Raw genomic sequence first — 24,719 nt, 5'->3', positions numbered from 1 at the left:
ACCGATGATCATCCGCATTTGTTTACCGCATGAGCTTGAAGAGGCTGCCGCCTTGTCCGATTTCGTTTTCCGCCAGCCTGATCAGCAGTCCATGGGCAGCATATTTCCATACTTATTCCAACCGGGCATCAGCCAGTCATACGGTGCTTTTACCGAGGAAGGACAAATGGTCGCCTTTATGGGGATGGTTCCCGAGGTCATCCGCGTGGGGAGCGCACGCCTGAACGTCTACGGACTTGGCTCCGTCTGCACGCATCCCGAGTACCGCGGCCAGAATCTCGCCAGCCGGCTGCTTGAAGCATGCATGCTGCATGCCAAACGCTCCGGGGCATCGCTTGTTTTCGTATCGGGAGACCGCTCCCTTTATACGCGCGCAGGCTGCCGCTATATCGGCCGGATTCGGTATGCCGCACTAGACTCCTCTGCATCAGCAGCGCTTCAAGCGGAGATTCAGAATCAAGACTGGACCCTGAGAAGCATGATGCCTGAGGATGTGTTTGCCGTTTCCGCTCTCCTGGAAGCAGCCCAAACTGGTTATGAACAGGGCCCGGCGCAGCTGCTTAAGCTGCTGGGCGCAGGCGCGATCCCCGATATTTACCGTCTGCAGGCGCAGGCGTTCGTCGCCGTCAAGAACGGCAGGGTTCAAGCTTTCGCGGTCGCAGCCGTGCATGCTGCGGACGGAAGCAGCGCTTCCGATTCCAAGGAGCCCGCCCACGCCGTCGAATGGGCCGGCGATATGCAGGGCTGCGCGCTGCTGTTTGCCGAAATGCTACAGCGCTTTCCGGCAGAGCAAATGATCGTCCCCGTTCCCTGGCAGCAGGAGCGCCTGCTGGAGCTGCTGACGAGCGCAGGGGCCGACGTCACCGACGGTCGAAACAGCGGAACGGTTTGGCTTGCCGGCGCCGGCTCGCTTTTGTCCCAGTGCGCGCCGCTGCTTCCGCCGATTCTTGACAGCCTCCTGAAGCTTCAAGGCGATGGATCGTATCTCATCACGGACGGAAAAAGAGAAGAAACGATCGATGACGACGGATTGCTCTCCCTGCTCTTTGATCCGGAATCGCCGCATCTGGCTTTGGCTCCGAAAGCTTTCCGCACCATTGCCCTTCCGTACCTTTCCGGACTCCATTTTGTTTAATTGTAATCAGCAAAAAGACTGCCCGGCCGTATCCTCGGCGTAAGCAGTCTTTTTTGTTCATCTCATAATGATCAGGAATTCCGTATAAAGTCCGTCATGGATCTGACACTCAGCGCGCCCGGCACCGCCGGCATCAAAGCGTCATCATCCTTCGCGCGGCCGAAGAACTGAACCGTGCGCGCGACGCCTGGAACAAGATCGAAGAAATTATCGCTGAAGAATCCTTCCGCATCGCCGGATATCCATACTTGTTTGGCCAGCTTGCGGCTCCGGAGCTCAAACGCGGTTCCCCCGCTTCCTTCCGCTTCATGAATTTCGATATCCGGCGCTTCCAGCGCAAGCTCCTTCATCGATACGAAATAGTGCAGCTTGGTATCCATGATTTCATCTGCGATTTCAAGGTGCGCCAGCACAAAGGTATCCTGGCCGCTACGGCCTTGGAGAAGCTCTTCCACTGCGGACGTCACCACTTTCACAGAGGCGTTCTGCTCCATGGCGAACGCCTCCCTCATGTCTTTCAGAACCGTACCCTCCATATTCATCACCTGAATGTGAACCGTGCCGGAAACCGGTTGAAGCACATCGGATATCACATAGAAGCCTACTTCACCTTCACGGGTACCATCGATCGACAGAGCAATATCCCGGAAGCTGTTTTTGGCCGTATATTGAAGTGCCTTCCATCTTCCGAAATAATCCATTCCGGCCCAGGAGGCCACCGGCCAGCAGTCATTCATCTGCCAATAGAGCGTTCCCATGCAGTACGGCTTCCGGCGGCGGTGAGCCTCAATCGCCATTTTCATCGCCTCGGCCTGCAGCACCTGGCTCATATACAAGAACGAAGGAAAATCCTTGGGCTCATGCATGTATTTATCCATATACTGCTTGATCAAGCGGTTGCCGTGGCCGTTCTTCTGATGCGCCAGCATGACGGGCGATTCAAGCTGCAGATCGCTCTCCTCGGCATAGCGGCGTACCGACTTGTACTCGGGAAAGGACTGGAATCCGTATTCGCTCATGAAGCGGCCCACGTATACATTATAATGCTCAAACGGCTCCTCATTGTGCCAGACGCCCCAGTAGTGAATGTCCCCTGCCGCAGAGTCATTCGTCGCATGCTGCCTGACGTCACCCGTCAAATCGAACATCGGGGAAGAGGGCCAATAGGGCATGCCTGGCGCGAATGCCCCTACCGCATCGGGCAGAATCGCATGGAAAATCTTCTCGTAGTCGCTCCACAATTTTTCGCGAATGTCGGTCGTATACTGCTGCTTCCATCCCCATCCCCCATGTTCGGTATAGTGGGACCACGCGGTGTCAATCTCGTTGTTACCGCACCATAAGACAATGGACGGATGATTGCGAAGGCGTTTTACATTCTCCTCGGCTTCAACGCGCACGTTATTCAGAAACGCCTCATCCCCGGGATACATGCTGCAGGCAAACATGAAGTCCTGCCACACCATGATGCCATACTCATCGCACAGCCGATAGAAGATATCCTGCTCGTATATGCCTCCGCCCCAAACGCGCAGCATATTCATGTTGGAGGCTGCAGCTGTCGCAATTTCATGGCGGTACCGCTCCTCCGTCACTTCGGTAATGAAGCTGTCATTTGGGATATGATTAGCCCCTTTGGCAAAAACCGGCACGCCGTTCAGTTCCACGTAAAACGAGGAGCCGGCTTCATCCTTTTCCCGGACCAAACGGACGGTGCGCAGGCCCGTCTGTACGCTTTTCGAAGCAATTACTTTTTCACCGCTCAGCAGGTCGGCCCGGAATTCGTACAAATTCGCTTCTCCCATCCCCCGGCACCACCACAGCTTCGGACTCGGAATCGTAACCGGCAGCTCCACCCGGTTGATGCCATGGATCAGCTCCACCTCCTGCTCCCATACAAAATCGCCCGTACACAGCCGGATCATGCGCGACCCTTCGGCTTCGGCCTCGATTTCAGCCACAGCCTTCAGTCTGGCCTCTGCCGCAGATACATTCATTTGCTCAATGAACAAATCCTGAATGCGGTACTCTTCCCAGCCTTCGATCCACACGTCTCGCCAAATTCCGCTGGTCACGAACCTTGGGCCCCAATCCCAGCCGTAATGATAGGGAGCTTTGCGGGCAAAAATGCTGACTTTCCGCTCGCCCAGCCCGCCGACCTCCGATTGATCGTTGGAAGCCGGCAGCGCATAACCCAGCTTGTCGAGCTTGGGCAGATCCTCCTGCACGGGAGAGCGGAAACGGATATGGATCGTGTTGGCCCCTTGTTTCAACAGCGGCTTTACATCGGCTTTCCAGGTACGGAACATGTTATCCGCGCTCAGCAGCGGCTGCCCGTTGACGCTGACGTCAGCATAGGTGTCAAGCCCGCTGAAAACGAGCTCCAGCCGCGGGAGGCTCAGCAGCTCATCCGGTACATCGAATCGGCTCTCATATTCCCAATCCTGTTTGTCGATCCACTGCACTTCCTTTTCATTTGTCCCGTAAAAGGGATCGGGTATTTTTCCGTTGGCCAGCAAATCCGTATGTACGCATCCCGGTACATTGGCCTTCAGCCAATCCTGTTCGTCGCATGCTTTAAAGCTCCAGTCCTTTAGAATCCATCTGGTTTTGCTCATACTTAACCTCCTGATGATGAATTAATAAGTTATATTTGTTAGCTTGATATATTATAACAAAAATAACGTTTTTCGAAATCTATTTTTTATCGTATACCTATCAGCATTCGTCGCCCTTCCGTTCCTTCAGACAACATCCTTTGAATAATTCCAGGGGCCAGATACCACAGGCACAGTTTTCCGTCTATTTTGCTTGTATGCCGGAACGGTAATCTGATAGCAGACATAATCTAGAATGAGTTCACAACGCACCTGAGTGAGTCAGCATCCCAATGCACATGCCGCTGCATTCAAAGGAGTGTCCCCCTGTGAAGCCTGTAAAAACAAAAAGTATCAGTCGTACCGAAGCAAAGAAACCAGGTTGCTTTGATTTCCGCCTTGCTGTTTCTGATTGCTGCCCTACTCAGCTTGTATGTCGCCTGGCAGGATCTGCGAAGCGGCGGCTCTTCCGAGGTTCTCATCTAAATGCACGCAAAAATGACGCCGCTAAAGACAGCAGGCGCCATTTTGCGTCCAATCCTATTCTTTTTTCCAGTTCAAGTTTTGAGCTGTGCCTGACGTTTACGGTGCCGGAAACCGGATGATGACCTCGGTTCCCACTCCCTTTTCGCTGAGAAATTCCATTTTTCCCTTCATGACTTCGATAATGCGGAACGTCACCATCAGGCCGAGGCCCGTCCCTTTCGTCTTGTTGGAAAAATAAGGCTCGCCGAGTCTGGCGACTTCCGCCGGCTCCATACCTTCCCCGTTATCCTGTACATGAACGACAATCTCATCGTTTTGCCTGTATGCCCAGATCTGAACCCGTCCGCCCTCATCCAGCGCCTCGATGCTGTTTTTAATAATATTGATGAAAGCCTGCTTGAATTTCGAAGAGTTGCCCTCGATATATAGATTTTTCGGAATTCTGGAGGTCATTTTACCGCCCTGAAAATTAGCAAGCGGGATCAGGATGCCTTCGATATGCCGAAATTCCTCCGTCAGCTCCAGAAGCTGCACATGATCAAGCTCCGGCTTGGCAAAGGTCAGGAAGTCGGTGATAATGCCGGAAGCCCGGTCCAGCTCTTCTAAAGCCAGCATGAGATATTCCCGGTCCTTGTGTTCCGACTTTTCGAGCAGCAGCTGCAGAAAGCCCCGGGTCACCTGCAGGGGATTACGGACCTCATGGGCTACGGAGGCGGCAAGCTCGCTGATGATTTCCATCTTTTCAGCCCGCTGCAGCTCCATGTTGAACATCTCCAGCTCTTTGGAATATATCAGGATCTGGCGGTGATTTTCAGCGAACTTTTGGCCTAAGACGGCAATGAGCGCGATGGCGAATCCAAGCACGCCCCATTTCCACCAGTACAGCTCATAGTCTCCGGCGCTGATCATGAAGCATACGATTTCAACGAGAACCGTTAACCCGAATACGGCAAAGCCCAGAGTGAAAATCAGCGCATCCCTGCTGCCTTTGACCGCATAGGCGATGGCGCTCGCGACAATCAGGATCATCTGCAAAATGATCAATATGCCGAGTATCTTGACCGAGAAAAAATAATACAGGCTGTACAAACGGTCATGCAGCAGCATGTTTATGGTCATGAAGACGAGGCAGAAAAGGGAGTATACCGTTTGAAACCTGCGAAAATGCCGGATCCACTGCTTGTATCCCGCGCCCACCGTCTTTTCAAAATAAAAGCTCAAGGCAGGCAGAACGGTCAGGAGCGCAAGATCGAATACCATCACGAACCACTTGCCGTAGCCGTTAAAAAGAATGTATGGCAGCGGCGAGTACGTCAGGATCAAGGTTCCGATCGACAGTACAATGATCGTCAATGCGAGCCAGGCCGCCAGCTGGTTTCTTCGCATGAACAGGGCGGCGATGGCCATCACGAGACCTAGAAAGATCATGGAGCTGCCTAAAATCAGGTCGTCCAGGTCGGACATCACATACACCTTGAGGAGTGACTGGTAGTCCCCTGCCAGCGCCCTCCCTTCCATACCGACATTTTCTCTATCCGCCTGCAGCATTACACGCAGCGTTTTGCCCGCATCTTCCTGGCGAAGGGGCAGCAAGATCTCATTCTTGTCATACATATAGCTTCGGGTCTGCTCATACACTTTGCGCTGGTCCACAAAGATCGCAATATGCCGGCCATGGACTTTTTCCAGGAGCAGCGCAGAGGTTCCGGAGTAGAGCTCCGGAAGAACCGTTCGATACCACGCGACCCCGTCATTATGCTCGTGCCCGGTCTGATCGTCGAGAGAGGCAAGCCGGCTCCAGCCCGTTCGCGGGGCCTGACTCCCCGTACCGGCGGAGCTTCCTTCGGCTTTCTGCTCCCATTTGAATTCCCAATCCGTTACCGGCTTGTATTCAGGCTGATTGGCTGCAAAAGCCGAAACGGAACTGCACACCGATAAAACGAACATGGTGAACATGATAAAGACCGTTTTGAATGCAATCCTCATATCCCACCTCAGCTAGTCTTTATTATCTGTATGAGGTAGAAACCTCTCCATTGATATGGATTTGTTAAATTCTCTCGATTCATTATGTAATATATCGACATTTTTCGCAATTTTTCTATAGTCCCTGCACGGGTTTTTTCGGTCAGCTCGTTTCTGTTTCACCTTTCGGCCCTTTGTTTATTAATGTACCAAGCAGATTCTGTAAAAATTGACGATGAAGGAGGAGAAGCAGCCATGCGTGAACGCGAACCTTATGAATCCAATGTTGAGGTAGACCGGACGGAAGTTCACAAAAAATCCGATTCGAGTCTCGTTGCCGCCACATTCATCAAATATGCGGCTTACATCATTATCTTTTTCGGTTTTCTCTACTTCCTGATCCGATACGTTTTCCCTAAATTCTAACCGGCCCTCGCATACAAACCAGCCTTCCCGGGACTCACCGCCCCGGGGATTTTTTATTCCTGTTTTATCCTGCACCCGGCAGGGTTTATTCTCCCTTGTTTCGGGTAAGGGTAAAGTATCGAAACATATCGAAGGAGATGACATACATGATCGAGCCCTACAAAAACGAAGCCGAGCTAACGTATGAGCGTTATGAAAACGACAGGGAGCATTCGCTGGAGGAGCTGCTGCCGGAAGATGACTTCCGTGAAGTCAACACGGAAACCAAGCAAAGCATATCAAGCAAGCCGGAGGACACTGACGTGGAGTTTTATACGCGCTCGGACATGAGCCCGTTCCTTGGAACCCGCCAGCCTGTCGATGGAGAATCGTTTGAGCCGGCCGCAGCGGATGAGACGTTGGAGGAAGAAACGGAGCTTGAAGACGTGCCGGATGCGGATGCGATCCAGAAGGACAGTCCGGTTGACCCCGCTGCTACCGTCGAGGATATGCACGGGACGGATTTAATTAACGGATTCGATGGAGACGAAACGGAGTAGTACCCTCGTGTGCAACAGAAAAACGGACTCTGCAGAGGAGTCCGTTTTTGCATCTTTTAACGGTTGAAGCCAAGCAGGTGAATGAGGGCAAAGCCCATGCCCGCAAGGATAACCGAGCCCAGCAGTCCGGCAGCGAACGGCTTGACGCCGTTGCGGCGGAAAAAGGCGAAATCTACATTGAGGCCGAGCCCCGCCATCGCCATTGCGATCAAAACATACGCAAGATTGATGATCTGCACAGTAACGGCATGAGGAATGATGCCAAGCGAGTTGACGGCGCTCATCAGCAGAAAGCCTAGCACAAACCAGGGAATTTGAATTTTGCTTTTTTGATGCGTCTTTTCTTCCGATCTGCGGCTCGCCCAGAATCCCACGCATAGGGAAACCGGAACCAGCAGGGCGACCCTCGTCAGCTTAACGATCACGGACATGTCCTCTGCCTCCTTGCCTCCTGGCGCGGCGGCGGCGATTGCGTGAGCTACTTCATGCAGCGTCCCTCCCGCAAATGCTCCGTATCCATTCGGCGTGAGCCCCAGGAATGGATACAATCCTACATATATCAAGGTAAACAGCGTGCCGAGAATCGCCACCGTGGCTGCGCTCACCGCCGTCTCCTGATCCTTTGCTTTAATGAGCGGAGCAATGGCGACAACGGCTGCCGCCCCGCAAATGGCCGTTCCGCATGCGGTCATGAGCGACATCGTGCGATCCACCTTCAGAAGCCTTGCCAACCCGTATACGATAAAGATCGTCACCGTGATATTGATCGCCGCCAGCAAAACGACCTTTGGACCGGCATGAGCGATATCCATCAGATTCAAACGCATGCCAAGCAGGATGATCCCGAAGCGAAGCAGCTTTTTATTGGAAAAGGAAATGCCGGGCAGGATCGATTCCGGCACGCCGACCGATGCCCTGTAGATCATCCCCAGGATGATGGCCAGCACGAGCTGGCCCATGATGCTGAGGAACGGAAGCAGCGACAATCCTTTGGCGAGCAGCGACAAAATCAATGTCAGCCCGATCCCCAACATAAAAGCTTTGGTTTTTCTCTTTCTGCGCGGAACCGCAGTTTCTGGTGCAATCATGGCATAGCCATCCCCTTTGTTTAATCTCGGTTGTTCTCATACGCTCACTATAAAGAGGATGGCTTAGGAAGTGAAATACCGATTTGCTATGCCTATCATGAGGAAAACTTATGATTGCCGGACGTATCATCTGCTACCTGCATCATTCCCCCGGCTCCATTACCTGTATACTGCTTCATGCCATGGTTATGATACAATGCAGACACGGAAGGTGCTGCATGCCCTCCGGACAAAGAGCAGTCACTTCCGAGCGGCGCGATGACCACCCGCGGGTTCAGGATGAATGTTCAGGGAATGTAGGGGAGGCGTCGCATCATGATTACGGATACATTAAAAGTGTTTGTTACGGTTGCCGAGCAGCGGAATTTTTCCCAGGCCGCGAAGCTTCTGAATCTGTCCCAGCCGGGCGTGAGCCTGCATATCCGCAACCTTGAAAATGAACTGGGAACCAAGCTGATGCACCGCTCACCCAAGCTTGTGAAGCTGACAGAGGCTGGAGAGATATTATTCGGCAAGGCCCAGCAGATTCTGGCGACCTATGAAGAAGCCAAGCAGGATATCCATATGCTCAGGGATGAAGTCACCGGTTCATTATATATGGGAGCAAGCTTTACGATCGGGGAGTATATTTTGCCGAGAGTATTGGCCGAGTATGCCCAGCAGTATCCGCTTGTGGATGTGCAGGTTCACATCAGCAACTCGGACAATATTTTGCAGGATATCCGGGCGGGGCGATTCCATATCGGTCTGGTTGAAGGAAAAGTCGATGCCAAGGACCTGCAGGTCACAACCTTTATGAAGGATGAGATGGTCCTGATCACGGCTCCCGACCATTCGCTTGCCGCCGCAAAAAGCGTGGATTTTAGCCAACTTCAGGGGCAGGTGTGGGTCATGCGGGAGACCGGTTCAGGTACCCGTGCTTACAGCGACAGGCTGATTCAGGACGGAGGTTTGTCGGTGAAGCGCAGCTTTGTGTTTAACAGCAGTCAGGGCGTAAAAGAAGCTGTAGCCTGCGGCCTTGGCATCGCTTTACTGTCGCGCTGGGTCGTCCGCAAGGAGCTTGACAGCGGCGAGCTGCACGAAATTTCCATCCGCGGAACGAAGATCAGCCGGGATCTGTCCCTGCTGCAGAGCAAGGACGAACCGGCTGTCATGGCGGTGTTGAAGTTTATACAAACGCTGAATCAAAACGTGCAGTCGCTTTAGGCGGATTTTTGCCCTTCCTGCGGCTTTAGCATCGCTGCGTTTCCGGCAGGCTGGCGGTAAGCAACGAAATAGGCTCCGGCTACGAACAGCGCGCCGCCGATCAGATTGCCGAGGAATACGGCACTAAAGTTCGGGAAGTACTGTCCCCAGGTCATTTGCCCTGCAAAAATTGCGGCCGGAATGACGAACATATTGGCGACAACGTGCTGGAAGCCGATGGCCACGAAAGCCATGACCGGGAACCAGATGCCGGCGATTTTGCCGGCGAAATCCTTCGCTCCGTAGGCGAGCCATACGGCAAGGCATACCAGCCAGTTGCAGCCGATTGCGGAGACAAAAGCCTGCGTAAAGGAATCGTGAACCTTGGCGTTCGCGATGGCTACCGTTTTAGCCAGGAACGCGCCTTCCGTCAGTCCGACGATATGTCCGAAGAAATAAGCGACGAACACGGCGCCGACAAAGTTGGCCACGGTGACCAGGATCCAGTTTTTCAGCACGGACCCGAATCCGATCTTGCGCGCAAACCAGGCCATCGGCAGCGTCATCATGTTGCCCGTCAGGAGCTCTCCGCCTGCAAGCACGGTCAGAATCAGCCCTACAGGGAACACGGCTGCGCCGAGGAAGCCCGCCACGGAACCCCACTCCTTGGGCGCGGTACCGATCACGCGGATATCCAGCAGAAATCCGAGAGCGATGAACGCCCCGGCCAAAAAGCCCAATACCAGGATGGCAGACAGGGAAGTTTTCGCCTTCTTTTCTCCAGTTTCAACCGCAATCTCCTTGATTTGCTGCGGTGAGTAAAACGATGACATAATGCATTCCTCCAAAATTTTTTTCGAATGTTCAGTCCGGGCAGAAACATAACAAAAAAACCGCCACGAATCCTTCCTTTCGCAAATATACGAAAAAGAAAGATTTGTGCCGGTTAATTCTCCTACCCGTTTCCTATAGGAGCATCGAACTCATTCACACGTTCATGTTATCAATAGAGCAGCTGCAACACCTACAGCCGTTCCATTACTATGACATTTCATACACATGATAACACAGGTTCTTTTTTTGTCAACAATGTGAACTTATACACAATGTAACAGGATTATGCATGTCTTGAACCCTGTAAATCAGCCGCCAATCCGCGACATTTCCACTTTGGCACCAATGCTGCGCTCGCCGCTTGCTGTTCCGCGTTCCAAGGAGTATTGGTCATGACGGCCTTCCCAAATGGACGTAATTTTTTCCAAAATGGCCTCATCGTCCGTTTCGGAGCGCAGCAGCTTCCGCAAATCATGCCCTTGCGTGGCAAACAGACATGTATAGAACATGCCGTCCGCCGACAATCTGCCGCGCGTGCAGGTAGAACAAAAGGCGTCGCTGACGGAAGAGATGACGCCGATCTCTCCTTTGCCGTCCAGAAAACGAAAACGGGAAGCCACCTCTCCCGTATAATTAGGCTCGACCGGCACCAGGGGAAATTCCGCTCCGATCCGATCCAGCATCTCCTTCTTGCTGACCACTTGTTTCCAGTCCCAACCATTGGTATTCCCTACGTCCATGTATTCGATCATGCGCAAAATATGACCCTTTTCACGGAAATAACGAACCATGGGCAGCAGCGCATGCTCATTCACGCCCTTCTGCACGACCATGTTAATCTTCACCAGCAGCCCGGCTTCGGCTGCGGCATCGATGCCGTCAAGCACCTGCTGCACGCGGGCTTTCCCACCGTTCATCTTCATGAACGTTTCATCGTCCAGCGCATCCAGACTGACCGCCACGCGCATGAGTCCCGCCTCACGCAGCTTGGCGGCCTGCTTGGCCAACAGGCTTCCGTTTGTCGTTAATGCGATATCCTGAATCCCTTCAATCCCGGCAATGCCTGCGATAATGTCTGGCAGCTCCTTGCGCAGAATGGGCTCTCCGCCTGTTATCCGCATTTTCGTCACGCCAAGGCGTGCAAAAATACGGGCGATCCGGATCGTTTCATCCACGGAAAGGACATGATCGCGGGATAAAAATGGATAATCTTGATTGAAAATTTCCTCCGGCATGCAGTAACGGCACCGGAAATTGCAGCGGTCCGTCACGGAAATCCGCAGGTCTTTAAGCACGCGTTTGTAATAATCATTGGTTTCCATGATGCTCACTCCATTTCTGTGCGCAAAATCCCCCGTAAATCGGATCGAATGCGAAACAATGCCACGATCCTTTGCATGAGAAGCCGGTATTAGAGCAGCCGGATGCTGATGGCATCCGGCTAGTTCTCGATCTCCGTATGTTTATCAGGCTGCTCCCTGCATTCCAGAATCCGCTGCGGGTGGGTGTAGACGTTGCAGGAGCTCCCCCTTACGAAGCCTACCGTCGTAATCCCCAAGCTCTCCGCGAGCTCTAGCGCAAGTTCGGTTGGAGCCGATTTTGAAAGAATGACGCCGCAGCCGATCTTGGCAACCTTCAGCAGGATTTCGGACGAAATCCGGCCGCTGAACACGATGATTTTATCATTCATGGGGATGCTGTGCTTCAGGCAGTAACCATAAATTTTGTCAAGTGCATTATGCCTGCCGATATCCATCCGCTCCAGTATGATGCCGCTGCGGTCGCATAATGCCGCATTATGAACCCCGCCGGTTTGGCTGAAGATTTCGGCGTTCGCCTGCATCTCCTTGACCAGACGAAAAGCATCGTCAAAGGACAGCTCCACCGGCACATCATGCAGACGTTTCGCCGTTTTGGCATCGTTGAAAAATACGAAGCCTTGGCGGCTTGCCCCGCAGCAGGAGGTCACGTACCGCTTGCTGTACAGCTGGCGGTGAAGCGGGCTCCACCGGCTGACCGTGGCGTGGACGAAGCCTTCGTCTTCCTGCACCCACAGGTCCTGTATTTCATCGATGCCGGAAATGACGCCTTCCGAGGCGAGATAGCCGACAGCCATATCCTCAATGTATTCAGGCGTGCAGACCAGCGTCGCGAATTCCTCGCCGTTGATTTTGATCGTCACGGGATGCTCCGCGACGACAAGATCCGTCTTGTTCGTGATCTGACCTTGCTCGTAGCGGATGATATTCCCCTTCTCATGCGTTACAGCCCTCATCCGTCCTCATCCCTGCTCTATATTTTTTTCAAACATGAATACGGATATCGCGATATCCTCATCGACCTTGATATCCGAAAACAAATGGACCAGCTTCGATCCGCAAAGCTCTTCCAAGCCTTCCGGTACTTGGTTTTTGTATATTTCCTGAATCATGTACGTTCGGGCATTATGCACCATCTTTTTGCCGTCCGTCGTTTGGGCAATAAACTTCTCCGTAGGAGTAAAATTACCGTACATCCGGGTGATCGCCATGTTCTCAACAAAGGTCGTATGAATACGCTCCGGGCCTTTGCCGAACGTATCTTTTCTGACTTTCCGGATGATATCGTTAAACGCAACTTCCTTCTTCATCCCTCAATCACCTCATCACAAGTTTAACACTATACTAAATCCTAGTTACAATGTACAGGACGTTCTTTCAAAAATCCACAAGGCGATTTTTCACACCGATGGACCCTGAGCCAAATAATTCAATCTTGTTTTTTGAAGAGGAAGTAGTATAATCAGGGCGAGACACAGTTTTGACAAAATAACGGGAATGATCTGTTTAGTAGGCCATTGCTAATCGGTTACTCCACTACAACCTGCCGCACCAGAACTAGCGGACCAGGTTTAGTGGAGTTTTTTGTTTGTGGAATTTTTTATGAACAATCCGCTTATATTTTGGCAAAACCTTCCGTTATGGTGAAAAAATTGGGGAAATGAGGTTATTTCGTGAGCCAGGTAACTGTAAGTATAGCTTTGAACGGACAAAAGGTTGAAGTCAAAGAGGGCATGACGGTCCTCGAGGCGATTAACCTTGCAGGATTAGAACACCCTCAAATTTGTTATGTACCCGAAGTGGACCCGATCCAAACATGCGATACCTGCATTGTTGAGATCAACGGGCAATTGAAACGCGCCTGTTCTACCAAAGCAGCAAACGGCATGGACATCAAGCTGTCCTCGGACCGGGCCAAAGAAGCCCAAACGGAAGCCATGGACCGGATTCTTGAAAACCATCTGTTGTACTGCACGGTCTGCGACAACAACAACGGCAACTGCAAGGTGCATAATACCGCCGAGCTGATGGAAATCGAGCATCAAAAATACCCTTACCGGCCGAAGGTCGACGCTTCCGAGGTCGATATGTCCCATCCGTTCTACCGGTACGATCCGAACCAGTGTATCGCCTGCGGTCAATGTGTGGAGGTCTGCCAGAACCTTCAGGTCAACGAGACTCTTTCGATCGACTGGGAAGCCGACATTCCGCGCGTAAAATGGGATGGCGGAACCTCCATCAACGATTCCTCCTGCGTCAGCTGCGGACAATGCGTGACCATCTGTCCTTGCAACGCGCTGATGGAAAAATCGATGCTTGGCGAAGCCGGATTCATGACTGCAATCGATAAGCCGATCCTTGATCCGATGATCGATCTGGTCAAAGAGGTGGAACCGGGCTACAGCGGCATTTTTGCCATTTCCGAAATTGAGGCCGCCATGCGCGATACGAGAACACGCAAGACCAAAACGGTCTGCACCTTTTGCGGCGTCGGCTGTTCGTTTGAAGTATGGACTAAAGGCCGCAAGATTCTAAAAGTCCAGCCTTCGCACGACGCACCGGTCAACGCGATTTCGACCTGCGTCAAAGGCAAATTCGGCTGGGATTTCGTGAATAGCGAAGAACGCATCACAACGCCTTTGATCCGTCAGGGCGATGCTTTCGTTGAGGCAACTTGGGATGAGGCACTCTCTCTTGTTGCGGAACGTTTGGGAGGCATCAAGAAGGAATACGGCTCGAATGCGCTCGGATTTATTTCTTCCTCCAAAATTACCAACGAAGAAAACTACGTCATTCAAAAGCTGGCGCGTCAGGCATTCGAAACCAACAATATCGACAACTGCTCCCGCTACTGCCAATCGCCTGCATCGGACGGCTTGATGTCCACCGTAGGAATCGGCGGCGATGCCGGTTCGATCAAGGATATTGCTGCGGCAGGTCTTGTCATCCTGATCGGCTGCGCGCCTGCGGAAGGCCATCCGGTACTCGCAACGCGCATCAAGCGTGCCCATAAGCTGCATGGACAAAAGCTGATCGTAGCCGATCTGCGCAAGCATGAGATGGCGGAACGCTCGGATCTCTTTATTCGTCCGAAGCAGGGCACCGACTTCGTATGGCTCTCGGCCGTTACGAAATACATGATCGATCAGGGCTGGCATGACGAAGCGTTCGTGCAGCAGCATGTGAATCAGTACGGTGAATACGCACAGCTGCTGGAGAAGTTCACGCTGGAATTCGCGGAAGCCGAAACCGGCATTTCCAAAGACACGCTCATTTCGATCGCAACGATGATTCACGAAGCGGACGGAACCGCGATCTGCTGGGGAATGGGCGTCACGCAAAACGTGGCGGGTTCGCATACTTCCGCAGCCATCTCAAACCTGCTGCTCGCAACAGGCAACTACATGCGCCCAGGCGCAGGGGCTTATCCGCTCCGCGGACACAACAACGTGCAAGGCGCCTGCGACATGGGTACCCTGCCGCCATGGCTGCCGGGCTACCAGCATGTATCGAACGATGAAGCCCGTACCCGTTTCGAGCAAGCTTACGGCGTAAGCATCTCACCGAAGCCGGGTATGGATAACATTCAAATGCTGAATGCCGTCGAGCGCGGTGAACTCAAAGGGATGTATCTGGTCGGCGAGGACATGGCTTGGGTCGATTCCAACGCCAACCACGTGCACGAACTGCTCAGCAAGCTTGACTTCTTCGTGGTGCAGGACGTCTTCCTGTCCCAAACCGCGCAGTTTGCCGACGTCATCCTGCCTGCCGCCCCTTCCCTCGAGAAGGACGGAACGTTCACCAATACCGAACGCCGCGTGCAGCGCCTGTACCAGGTCATGGAACCCATGGGCGATTCCAAGCCGGACTGGTGGATTACGACACAGCTTGCGAAGCATCTCGGCTTTGACTGGAACTACAGCCATCCTAGCGAAATTTTCGCTGAAATGGCCAGCCTGACGCCGTTCTTCAGCCAAGCCAGCTACGAAGTGCTGGAAGGCTGGGGCAGCTTTACCTGGGGATCTCCGACAGGCGAAAGCACGCCGCTCTTGTACACTGAAGGATTCCATTTCCCGGACAAAAAAGCCCGCTTCTCGCTGGTTGACTACATTCCACCGGTGGAATTCCCGGCGGAATTCGATCTCGTGCTGAACAACGGCCGTCTCCTGGAGCAGTTCCATGAAGGCAACATGACCAACAAATCGCACGGCATCAACCTGAAGCTGCCGGAGGTATTCGTGGAAATTTCGCCGGAGCTTGCGGAGCAGCGCGGTGTGGAGAGCGGATCGCTGGTTCGCCTCGAATCTCCATATGGCGCCATCAAGCTGAAGGCGTTGGTGACGGATCGGGTACACCGCAATGAAGTGTACGTTCCGATGCACTCCACCAGCCACGAAACGGCCGTCAACCTTTTGACCGGCGGCGCGGTGGACGTGCGCACGCATACCCCTGCCTATAAGCAGACGAAGGTCCGGATGCAAATATTGAACATCAAGGGAACCAACCCGCTGCCGCTTAGCAATCCGCGAAACAAGAAACGGCATCCGCAAAACGGGGTCGAGGTCGAGCGCAAGTGGAACCGTCCGGGCTATGTATCCCTGGTGGACTAAAGGAAAGGTGGTATAACGATGGCAGAACCTATTTCTTTCATCAAAAAACGCGTGCTCACCGAAGAAGAGATGAAGCAGCAGTCTATCGACCAGCTGACGGATTCCCTCGCCGAGCATGAGCAGGCGATTGACAAAGCGATCGACGTGCTGAGCGAGCTGTACGGAAGCGGCATTCTGGAAGCCGCGGAATCCATGCTGAAGGCAAAAGCCAAAATTGCCGAAATCGCCCTGCACCAGGTGAAGCGTCCTGAAATGACGAATATGATCAATAACGGTCTAGCCGCGGCTGGAGCTTTATCCGCGATCGATCCCGACCAGACCTCGAAGCTCCTCAGCAGTGTAGCCAAAGGTCTGGAGGAAGCAAACGCGCCGCAGGACAAAAAGGTCAGCGTATTCTCGCTGATGAGCGCCCTGAAGGATCCGGATGTGAACCGCGCCATTGGCTTTGGCTTGCGCTTCCTGAAGGGCATGGGCAAAGGACTGGGCGAATAAGAGGGTATTTTTTCTTTCGCTTCATATTTATAGATGCTCTCCCCATGTTATATAGATGCTTTTCCCTTAGGATTGAAAAAGGCAGATTCCGCCAGCGGAATCTGCCTTTTCTTTTTTTTGTGAAGTTGTCCCGGGGAGCTCCCTTTACAATCCCGTGTCGTTCAGAATGCGGTACAGAAAAACGGCCGTTTCGGCGCGGGTCGCCTGCCCCTTCGGTTCGAGCATGCCGTTATGCCCTTGAATCAGGCCGAGCTCGACGAAACCCGCGACACTGGCGAGTGCATACCCCGAAACACCGCCTGCATCCTTGAACCCTTCAAGCGCGGCCTTGGCTCCTTGAATTTCTTGCTTCTTCGCCGCTTGGATGGCCCGCGCCACCATGACCATCATATCCTCCCTCGTGATTTTGGCATTCGGTTTAAACTGCCCATTGTTCATACCGATCACGATGCCCAGCTGCTTGGCGGTCGCCACGGCTTCGGCATAATAATCCTGCGGTTTGACATCAGTGAAGGAGCCGTCCGCTTCGGCTTTCAATCCGAGTGCACGTACCAGCATCAGGATAAAATCCCCCCTGGTCACCTGTTCGGCCGGGCTGAACGCACCCGCGGACGTTCCCTTCACTATCCCGGAAGCCGCCAATGTCTCGATCGCGTCTTTGGCCCACGGATAGGTTTCGATATCCGCAAATTCCGGCGTCGCTTCCACATAGATCACCGTGTAGACGCCGGTACGGTCCGCCTCGAACGTTACGAATTTGCCCGCATCGTCATATGCGGCTTTCCGAATCGTCCGTCCGGCTTGCTGCGGGATGGCGAGCATCACGCCGATGCCGGAAGTCGATTCGTTGCCGGCACGCTCGTAAGGGACCGAAACGTTCATTGGCGCCTCTTCGTCCTTCCAGGACACGGAGGTGCCGTTCACGATAAACTCCAGTTGCACGGCAGGCCTGCTGCCCGCAAGCTTCCTCACTGCCGGGTCCAATGATTGAAGATCCCGCTCGCTCACCTTAAAGCGAATGGGTTGGACACCGACTGCAATGGAGGATAGCGTCTTGGAGGCGAATGTGGCTGAAGCTTTGGGCGTGATGACCTCCATCCGCAAACCGGGATGCGAGAGAAGTACGTCAGCCGGCAGGTCGACTGCATATTGGGAAGCGCCGGCGACGGCGCTCAGCTCTAGGACAATCTTCTGCGTACCCCCGGCATGGGTCGTTGCCAGGGATATGGCCTTCAGGAGTTCCGGCCCGCCGATGGCGCCGGAGGCTGTAGTACCGTCTGCTTCGAGCTTGGAAGCAAGGATTGCCCGCACGGAGCCGTCCGGCTGCGCCCGGAAATTGGCCGAAGGCGCGGCGGCCGTTCCTGTGGACACGGCATTCGCACTGCCGCTCTGGCTCCCGTTACCGCCGCTGCCTTCAGTTCCTCCGTTCCCTCCGCCTGTCGAAGCCTTCTTGTATTCGAACGTCACCTTTTCCGGGCCCGTCATCCCGTCCATGGATACGTAAGCTTCATAGATGCCTTCGGCTTCGCCCTTCAGCGTGAATGCGAAGCGGAAATCCCCGGCTTCCGTGCTAGCCGTTTGGGCTTCGACATTCACCTTGCCCTTCGGATCCAGGACTTTCAGCTTTACCTGCGCAAGCTCGCCGGTCATGACCAGTCCGTCCAGCGTGATTTTGCGGGATGCGTCATCCACGGATGCGCGCAGTCCGTCGATCGGTTTGGCTTCCGGGGCATCCGGAAGCTGGTATACGCCGAATTCATAGAAGGAATAGCCGTAATCCGTGTTTCTTTGAATGCCTTGGAATTTTACGTATCTGGCCTTCACCGGATCGAAGCGAAGCGTTTCCTTGCCATCATGCGCCGTGATGATGCCGCCGTTGTCCTTCACTACGCTGACCCAATTCTGTTTGTCGTCGGAAACCAGAATTTTATACGTTTTGGCGCGGGCATACTCCCAATCCATCCGGATAGTATCCAGGGTTCGGGATTCGCCCAGATCGACCTGATACCAGCTGTTGTCGTCGTAATTGCTCGCCCATCTCGTCGCAGGGAATCCGTCCACGGCTTTGGAAGGGGCATAATTCTCGTTGTTTCCTTCAATTGAAGAGGCTTGCGCCGGTTTGTTTTCCGCCAGGTTGCCCGCCAAATCGTATACGTCCTCCTTCAACGAGCCGTATGCCTGTTCCTGAACGAGGGACTGTTTTTTCAACAGATCAAGCTTCGTATTAAACCCTTTCAAATAGACATCCTCTCGCGCTGCATCCTTGCCTTCGTACCGCTTCATCAATTTGAGGTAATTATTCAACGCTCGCGGCCCTTCCGCATTCGCAAACTGCTTTTGTTCAGCAAAACGGTTCACCAGCGTTATCATGCTGTCCGCGTTCGGTACCGCACGGATGATGTAAGAGGTTTTTTGCGACTTGCCCGCCGTGACGGCAACGATCAGTTCATGCTTTCCGGGCTTGCCCGTCAAATCCAGAGCCGTGCCGGAGGTATACGGCTTACCGTCGAACATGGCCGTGACCTTCGTCAGGCCGCTGCCGTCATCGTTTTTAAGCTGCCACGTGAACTTGACCGGTTCGGTTTCCGTTACGGCGGCGCCGCTCTGAAACGGCTGACCGTTCATTTGCACGACGGCCTCCGGAGGCGCCGCATTGTTGATTTGATACGTGCCTTTCACATATTGGTACAGCCAATCGTACAACACCCGGTTCGACGGATCGGCGTTCATCGCGGCATTGTATACCGCATTGTTGCCTTGGTAGTAGGCCCTGAAGCCGTTCTGCATCAAGCCCGTTTCGACGCCGCTGTTCAAATAATCGATATAGCGTTCGCGGAACACGCCGTCGCTCAGCATCCGGTCGTCAAACTCGACCTCGTTCGAGATGCCGTATTGCTTTGCCAAATTCGCGGCATCCTCGAAGCGGTCATACTCCGTTTGCTCGAAGAAATAGTTCGGCTGGAAGGCCACGGCATCAAACCCGACGTCCTTCCACATAAATACTTTGTATCCCATGAAATGCGGAATCCAGAAAAATTTCAGTTGCTTGTCGTGAATTTTCCCGCTGACGGCCCGAAGCAAGTCCGGACCGTCCGGGCTGGTGCTGATCTGCTCATCCAGCCAATAGATCCCGGCAAGCTCCAGGTTGGAATAATTCGCGTTCTGAAATGTGCGCTCCACCTGATCCAGCCACCAATCCACGGCCTCGAGCCGATTTGCAAGCGCTTTCTCTCTTCCGATCCCGGAAGCGTTAAAGTTCTCGCTGATGCCGTCCCCGTCGACGTCGCCGAAATCGCTCAGGGATTCTCCCGGATTCGGAACCATCAGAACGACCTTTTCCTTATAGTCGGGCTGATTCAGCTTTTCGGCCACCTCCCGGGTCGCTTCGTTCAGCTGCTCCATATCGCCTTTGTTCTGAAAGGTTTTATTCAAATACCACTTCCATTCATCCAGGTTCGCCTGCCCCAAGCCAAAATCATGGCCAGCGGGGGAAGACAGCCCCAGATACAGAACACCGTCGAACAGCCAGTCGGTCGGATGGCCGTCTTTATCGACGTAGCTGATGTTCGGTATGATCCGCTCTTTCGTCCAATCGCCCAAACCGTCCTTGTACTGCCCGTTATAGAGCAGCCCGAGATTGCGGATGCCCGCGGTCGCGTCGCCCGGCGCCATGAACTGCGGGTCCTTGGCCGGAACCGTCGCGGCTCCATCGGACCGGCCGTCCAAGCCCCAAATTTCGATCTCGTCGATGAACGTCCATTGCGTGGGATGCATCGTAAACGTGACCTTCACGTAACGGGCATACGCCATCTTGGCGCTTGGATTCCCGCCTTTGATACCGTCCCGGCTGCCGTCCCACTCGTACGTTTCAGTCGTGGCCGGCTCCTCCCCCCACAACCGCTGGGTCGCATTGTCAGAGAGCAGTCCCCAGTGAACGTTGTCGTCTGAAACGTACATCGAAACCGTCAGCGGATTGAGGATCGAATTCGCCGGATAGTCTTTCAGGAAATTGGCTTTCACGCTGGAGATCGATTTATCTTCACCCAGATCAAACACGACTTCGCGCGTTTTTTTGTGCCAGTGCCCGACCCATGCCGGATCGTTCATATCCAGCGCGCCGTACACGCCGTCGGTCAATTGATTCCCATTGTCCGGGTGCGAGGCGTCCGGTTCCTCTGACCATGTGTAGGAGAGCCCTGCCGCTAAATTGCGAGGCTCTGTCTGCTGTGTTTCCTCCGGGGCTGCCGGCTGCCCGGCTTCACCCTCCGCCTTTTCCGCGTGGTTCGCCGGATCATGTTCGCCGTCCGCCGGCTGCTCCGGACCGGCATCGGTTCCACCCGGATTCGCTGCCGGCTGCTCCGCTTCAGGTGACCCTGACCCCGCATCCGGTTCGCCGGTGCCCGGTGCCGGCTCTGTCCCTTCGTTCCCTTCGCTCATGCCCGTGTTCGCGGATGCCAACACTTGCGCGGCCATGCCCGATTCCTTCGCCTGCAAGGCATGCACCGGCGTCAGCAGGAGGGCTGCAATCGCGAGGATTGATGCCCATTTTTTGTTCCATTTCATCTTCATCAAAGCCAGCTCCCTTCAAAATCTTCGAGTCGCATACGAGTCTTCCGACTGCCGCCGATCCGTTGCAGGATCCGCCCGATCCCCTCCTTTCGAAGGCATGTTCCAACCGTTGATTTTGTAAGCACCTGCAATGACTCTACTGTATGCAGTTTTAGGCGTGCATCAAAGAGATTTCTAATGACTTTCGATATACTTTTGTTTACTCGTGCTTAAGAACTCGCAATACACGGGCATTTCTCCCTCCAGAAAAGTCCTGTTCTTGCACGCAAGGGTTGATCTATGGCTTGAAGACCTATGCATGTCATGCTTTTGCTCGATTCAGAAGGATCGCGGGACCGGACGGCGATCTCGATTAAACAACAAAACCGCTTGAAAACCCGAAGTTTTCCAAGCGGTCTCGTATAACGTTCTAGTTAGGCGTGCCGGAAGGTTGATCTGCCGCCCGTTTTACCATCTCGTCCAGTTCGACGATCATGCCTCCCTGAAGCCGGGATGCTTCCGCGGCAAACGCGATCAGGTGGCTCTGCAAGGAAGCCGTTGCCGATGTCAGACCCGCTCCCGAAACACGGTCATACTCGCGCTCGCGCACCTGGCGCACGAAATCGTAGATCATGCGTTCATCTCCGCCGCCATGCCCGTCCCCCTTGACCCCGCAGTGAAACCGGATCGTTTCGCCGGTGGCGTAGCGGTTAAGTGTAAAGCTCCCGGCTTCCATATCGCCGTAGATTTCACCTTTCGTTCCCATGATGCGAACCCTGCGGAATTCCTTCTCTGCGAATGCCGACAGTGTAAAAGTGGCGTTCGCCCCGCCTGCGAACTCCATGTTGACGATCTGATGATCGACGACGTCATTATCACAGCGGTACACGCAGCGGCCGAAAGGCCCTTCCTTCAGCACCTGCATAATGCCTTCCGCAGACAAATCGGGGGTGATGTAGCGCGCCCATGGATGTTCCGGAGGCTGGTTGTACAGCTTCAGCGCTGAAAAAGGGCAGCTGCGCTCGACAAGGCAGCCGTCCGTGCACCGCTCCGTGGAGCCTTCCGGCGCCTGTTCCTCCCGGAAATGCAGCAGCGACCCGAAGGAGCTGACGCGGGTACAGGGCTGATCCATCAGCCATGAGATGATGTCGAGATCGTGGCAGCATTTGGCCAGAATCATCGGGCTCGACTCGCTTGAATTGCGCCAATTGCCCCGCACGTAACTGTGCGTCATATGACGGTAGCCCACGTATTCGGAATGCTGGATCGTCGCGATCGTACCGACCTCGCCGGCTTCGATGCAGCTTTTAATGCCGGACCAGAAAGGCGAATACCGCAGCACGTGGCTGACGGTCAATACCCTCTGCTGCGCCAGCGCGGCCTGCTCGATGCGGATGCACTCTTCGGCCACAGGCGACATCGGCTTCTCGAGCAGGACATGGTATCCCAGCTCCAAAGCTCTCATGGCGGGCATGTAATGGAGGCGGTCGAGGGTGCTGATGATCATGGCATCCGCGATGCGCCCGTGTTCGAAAGCCTGCTCCCAGGACGCATAGACGCGATCCGGCGCGATGCCGTGGATCGCCACGATCCGCTCCCGGCGTTCCGCATTCGGCTCCGCGACCGCCACGATTTTCAAATCTTCGGGGTGCTTCTCCGCATAAGGAGCATAGATATACCGTCCTCTGCTTCCGGCTCCAAGCAGAACCGCAGTCACTGTCTTCACTTTACGTTCCTCCTCGTCATGGTGCATACTGTGCCCTGATTGTACGCCACCTGCCGGCGGAGCCGAAAGAGATTAATCGATACATTCATATACTCTTCTTGACTTCCCCCGCCTGGCGTTGAAGCCGGTATTCCTGCGGGGTGGACTGATTTTGCTTTTTGAAAAAACGGATGAACGCGAGCGCCGAATTGTAGCCAAGCGCCGCGGCGATCTCATTCACCTTCATCGTACTGTTCAGCAGCCATTCCTTCGCCTTGAGGTTGCGGTATTCATTGATGTAATCGGACAATCCCGTCCCCGTCAGCTGTTTGTACAAACGGGAGAAGTACGAGGGATTCAGGCCGACGTGGTCCGCGATGGCAATCAGCGAAATGTCCTGGGCCAGGTGCTCCTCGATGAAACGGTGTACCTTTTTAACGAGATCGGTCGGCACCTGCCCGCCTTCCGCAGCCTGGCAGGCAAAAAAGCAGTCAGCCATGCTCCAGAAATACTGCTTGATTTCCGGCCATGGAACATCATCGTTTTTATGGTAAAGGAGAGCTATTTCGAACTTTTCATGGACGGCCTGCCGGAACGCTTTATGAAGGTCAAGACAGGAGAGGAAGATGGAGGCCATCGAATGGTACAGCTCCATTTTTCGTCCAAAGGCATGGTTATCCGGCGTCCATATCCCCGTGACATGCAAATACAGCTTGTTGAATTCCTCCCGGTGATGATTCTCAAGGCACTGCTGAAGCAGCTGCAGACGGGTGTGATAGCAGTAATCGCTCGCTTCCGCCCCGCTTTCCTGGAAATTGATGAGATCCGAGTCCGTGACGATGACGGCGGGGGACAGGCCGCTGCCATAAATGAAGCAATATTTCAGCATATGGAACCGCTCCGAGATCGCCGCCCAGTCCGTCGGTTCGCTGCCAAGAGCGAAGGAAACCGACACCCGCAATAGCCGCATGCAGGTCTGCTGGATATTCTCCAGCATAGCGCTGATATGCGCGTATCCTTTTTGCCAGGCCGCCTCTTCATCGGCTCCGGAATCCTTCGGCTGAAGCATCCACACGATCCGTGAACCGTCATACACGCAGGAATGGCACTGCAAGCCGGATCCGGCATATTCTTCGGCGATATTCTGGACGCCGTACAGCAGCAGCGTTTTATCGAGCGGCGTGAACGATTCCTTCCAGGTATCGACCCGCCCGAGAAGCAGCAGCACCCGCCGTTCGGCCTGAAGCGGAATCGCCAGTTCTTCCAGACGCCGGGCCAACTGCTCCCGGGTTTCCTGCTTGCCCTGCAGCAGCTCCCACGAATATTCCTTCTGCAGCAGCGGAAGCGCTTGGCGCATCCGCTCGTTGGCGCGCTCCAGCATCTGGAGCTGCCCGCCCTCTTCATCGAGCTTCGCGGCGGCCCGCTCTACGGAAGCGATGATCTTCTCGTCGCTCTCCACCTTCAGAATATAATCAAAGCCGCCGTACGCCATGGCGCTGCGGATATATTGAAAATCATTGTATCCCGTCAGAAAGATCACTTTGCAGGCAGGCCAGTCCCCCTGGATGACCTGCAGCAGCTCGATCCCTTCAAGGCCCGGCATTTTGATGTCGGAGATCACGATATCAGCCGGAGTTTGGCGCATGACCTGCAGCGCTTCGTCACCTGAATACGCCTTCAGTACCTCCAGATCCAAATGCTCCGTGCCTTGAAACAATTCCAGCAGCCCGTCTACAATGATGGGCAGATCGTCTACGATAAGCAGCCTGCGCATAGCCTTCGGTTCCTCC

17 protein-coding genes are annotated in these 24,719 nt (G+C 54.2%); 7 read left to right on the top strand and 10 right to left on the bottom strand.

Annotated elements, in window-relative coordinates; genetic code table 11:
• Positions 1-4 precede the first annotated feature (4 nt).
• Entirely contained in the window at positions 5-1,135 is a 1,131-nt protein-coding gene (locus PCH05_RS20145; RefSeq protein WP_127605200.1) for a GNAT family N-acetyltransferase, read from the top strand.
• 71 nt (positions 1,136-1,206) lie between these two features.
• Here the strand turns inward: PCH05_RS20145 and PCH05_RS20140 are convergent, their stop codons facing one another.
• On the bottom strand, positions 1,207-3,753 hold the full coding sequence (locus PCH05_RS20140) for a beta-mannosidase (RefSeq protein ID WP_127605198.1): 2,547 nt from the start codon (positions 3,751-3,753) through the stop codon (positions 1,207-1,209).
• 308 nt (positions 3,754-4,061) lie between these two features.
• On the opposite strand from PCH05_RS20140, the gene PCH05_RS20135 reads away from it, so the two are divergent.
• Complete coding sequence (locus tag PCH05_RS20135; RefSeq protein WP_127605196.1) at positions 4,062-4,337, top strand: hypothetical protein; 276 nt, start codon at positions 4,062-4,064, stop codon at positions 4,335-4,337.
• On the opposite strand, the gene PCH05_RS20130 is transcribed toward PCH05_RS20135, so the two are convergent.
• Positions 4,315-6,174, bottom strand: a complete 1,860-nt coding sequence (locus PCH05_RS20130; protein ID WP_164766730.1) for an ATP-binding protein — start codon at positions 6,172-6,174, stop codon at positions 4,315-4,317. The two genes, PCH05_RS20135 and PCH05_RS20130, sit on opposite strands and share 23 nt — an antisense overlap.
• 264 nt (positions 6,175-6,438) lie before the next feature.
• Here PCH05_RS20130 and PCH05_RS27385 point away from each other — a divergent pair, with 264 nt between their 5' ends.
• Complete coding sequence (locus PCH05_RS27385; protein ID WP_164766729.1) at positions 6,439-6,609, top strand: hypothetical protein; 171 nt, start codon at positions 6,439-6,441, stop codon at positions 6,607-6,609.
• A 146-nt stretch (positions 6,610-6,755) separates the two neighbouring features.
• A complete protein-coding gene (locus PCH05_RS20125) occupies positions 6,756-7,148 on the top strand; it encodes a hypothetical protein (protein WP_127605192.1) in 393 nt (130 codons plus the stop codon).
• A 56-nt stretch (positions 7,149-7,204) separates the two neighbouring features.
• Here the strand turns inward: PCH05_RS20125 and PCH05_RS20120 are convergent, their stop codons facing one another.
• On the bottom strand, positions 7,205-8,236 hold the full coding sequence (locus PCH05_RS20120) for a YeiH family protein (RefSeq protein ID WP_127605190.1): 1,032 nt from the start codon (positions 8,234-8,236) through the stop codon (positions 7,205-7,207).
• Positions 8,237-8,551: 315 nt separating this feature from the next.
• On the opposite strand from PCH05_RS20120, the gene PCH05_RS20115 reads away from it, so the two are divergent.
• Positions 8,552-9,442 carry a LysR family transcriptional regulator gene (locus tag PCH05_RS20115; RefSeq protein WP_127605188.1) on the top strand — a complete coding sequence of 297 codons (891 nt, stop codon included), beginning with the start codon at positions 8,552-8,554 and terminating at the stop codon, positions 9,440-9,442.
• Here the strand turns inward: PCH05_RS20115 and PCH05_RS20110 are convergent.
• The 4 genes from PCH05_RS20110 to PCH05_RS20095 all read right to left on the bottom strand — a co-directional run bounded on the left by PCH05_RS20110 (position 9,439) and on the right by PCH05_RS20095 (position 12,884).
• Positions 9,439-10,254, bottom strand: coding sequence for a formate/nitrite transporter family protein (locus tag PCH05_RS20110; protein ID WP_127605186.1), 816 nt, complete (start codon positions 10,252-10,254; stop codon positions 9,439-9,441). The two genes, PCH05_RS20115 and PCH05_RS20110, sit on opposite strands and share 4 nt — an antisense overlap.
• A 309-nt stretch (positions 10,255-10,563) precedes the next feature.
• The gene (moaA, locus tag PCH05_RS20105) at positions 10,564-11,577 is read right to left on the bottom strand and encodes a GTP 3',8-cyclase MoaA (RefSeq protein WP_127605184.1); all 1,014 of its coding nucleotides are present in this window, start codon (positions 11,575-11,577) and stop codon (positions 10,564-10,566) included.
• A 119-nt stretch (positions 11,578-11,696) separates the two neighbouring features.
• Positions 11,697-12,530, bottom strand: a complete 834-nt coding sequence (gene fdhD / locus PCH05_RS20100) for a formate dehydrogenase accessory sulfurtransferase FdhD (protein ID WP_127605182.1) — start codon at positions 12,528-12,530, stop codon at positions 11,697-11,699.
• A 6-nt stretch (positions 12,531-12,536) separates the two neighbouring features.
• The gene (locus tag PCH05_RS20095; protein ID WP_127605180.1) at positions 12,537-12,884 is read right to left on the bottom strand and encodes a Na-translocating system protein MpsC family protein; all 348 of its coding nucleotides are present in this window, start codon (positions 12,882-12,884) and stop codon (positions 12,537-12,539) included.
• Between the two features lie 384 nt (positions 12,885-13,268).
• On the opposite strand from PCH05_RS20095, the gene fdhF reads away from it, so the two are divergent.
• Positions 13,269-16,184, top strand: coding sequence for a formate dehydrogenase subunit alpha (gene fdhF / locus PCH05_RS20090; RefSeq protein ID WP_371860567.1), 2,916 nt, complete (start codon positions 13,269-13,271; stop codon positions 16,182-16,184).
• Positions 16,185-16,202: 18 nt separating this feature from the next.
• Positions 16,203-16,676, top strand: coding sequence for a helical membrane plugin domain-containing protein (locus tag PCH05_RS20085; RefSeq protein ID WP_127605176.1), 474 nt, complete (start codon positions 16,203-16,205; stop codon positions 16,674-16,676).
• Positions 16,677-16,820: 144 nt separating this feature from the next.
• On the opposite strand, the gene PCH05_RS20080 is transcribed toward PCH05_RS20085, so the two are convergent.
• From PCH05_RS20080 to PCH05_RS20070, 3 genes are all read right to left on the bottom strand, one after another.
• Entirely contained in the window at positions 16,821-21,245 is a 4,425-nt protein-coding gene (locus PCH05_RS20080; RefSeq protein WP_127605174.1) for a DUF4855 domain-containing protein, read from the bottom strand.
• A 409-nt stretch (positions 21,246-21,654) separates the two neighbouring features.
• Positions 21,655-22,950: a Gfo/Idh/MocA family protein gene (locus PCH05_RS20075; protein ID WP_127605172.1), complete on the bottom strand. Its 1,296-nt coding sequence runs from the start codon at positions 22,948-22,950 to the stop codon at positions 21,655-21,657.
• Positions 22,951-23,035: 85 nt separating this feature from the next.
• Entirely contained in the window at positions 23,036-24,703 is a 1,668-nt protein-coding gene (locus PCH05_RS20070; RefSeq protein ID WP_127605170.1) for a response regulator transcription factor, read from the bottom strand.
• Positions 24,704-24,719 lie beyond the last annotated feature (16 nt).

The organism is Paenibacillus chibensis, assembly GCF_004001045.1.
Lineage (GTDB): Bacteria > Bacillota > Bacilli > Paenibacillales > Paenibacillaceae > Paenibacillus_AQ > Paenibacillus_AQ chibensis.
Note: the sequence above shows the minus strand (reverse complement) of the source record. Positions and strands in the feature narration are given on the sequence as shown.

Coding starts and splice junctions, on each gene's coding strand:
- PCH05_RS20145 (WP_127605200.1), top strand. CDS start 5: ATGATCATCCGCATTTGTTTACCGCATGAGCTTGAAGAGGCTGCCGCC.
- PCH05_RS20140 (WP_127605198.1), bottom strand. CDS start 3,753: ATGAGCAAAACCAGATGGATTCTAAAGGACTGGAGCTTTAAAGCATGC.
- PCH05_RS20130 (WP_164766730.1), bottom strand. CDS start 6,174: ATGTTCACCATGTTCGTTTTATCGGTGTGCAGTTCCGTTTCGGCTTTT.
- PCH05_RS27385 (WP_164766729.1), top strand. CDS start 6,439: ATGCGTGAACGCGAACCTTATGAATCCAATGTTGAGGTAGACCGGACG.
- PCH05_RS20125 (WP_127605192.1), top strand. CDS start 6,756: ATGATCGAGCCCTACAAAAACGAAGCCGAGCTAACGTATGAGCGTTAT.
- PCH05_RS20120 (WP_127605190.1), bottom strand. CDS start 8,236: ATGATTGCACCAGAAACTGCGGTTCCGCGCAGAAAGAGAAAAACCAAA.
- PCH05_RS20115 (WP_127605188.1), top strand. CDS start 8,552: ATGATTACGGATACATTAAAAGTGTTTGTTACGGTTGCCGAGCAGCGG.
- PCH05_RS20110 (WP_127605186.1), bottom strand. CDS start 10,254: ATGTCATCGTTTTACTCACCGCAGCAAATCAAGGAGATTGCGGTTGAA.
- moaA (WP_127605184.1), bottom strand. CDS start 11,577: ATGGAAACCAATGATTATTACAAACGCGTGCTTAAAGACCTGCGGATT.
- fdhD (WP_127605182.1), bottom strand. CDS start 12,530: ATGAGGGCTGTAACGCATGAGAAGGGGAATATCATCCGCTACGAGCAA.
- PCH05_RS20095 (WP_127605180.1), bottom strand. CDS start 12,884: ATGAAGAAGGAAGTTGCGTTTAACGATATCATCCGGAAAGTCAGAAAA.
- PCH05_RS20085 (WP_127605176.1), top strand. CDS start 16,203: ATGGCAGAACCTATTTCTTTCATCAAAAAACGCGTGCTCACCGAAGAA.
- PCH05_RS20080 (WP_127605174.1), bottom strand. CDS start 21,245: ATGAAGATGAAATGGAACAAAAAATGGGCATCAATCCTCGCGATTGCA.
- PCH05_RS20070 (WP_127605170.1), bottom strand. CDS start 24,703: ATGCGCAGGCTGCTTATCGTAGACGATCTGCCCATCATTGTAGACGGG.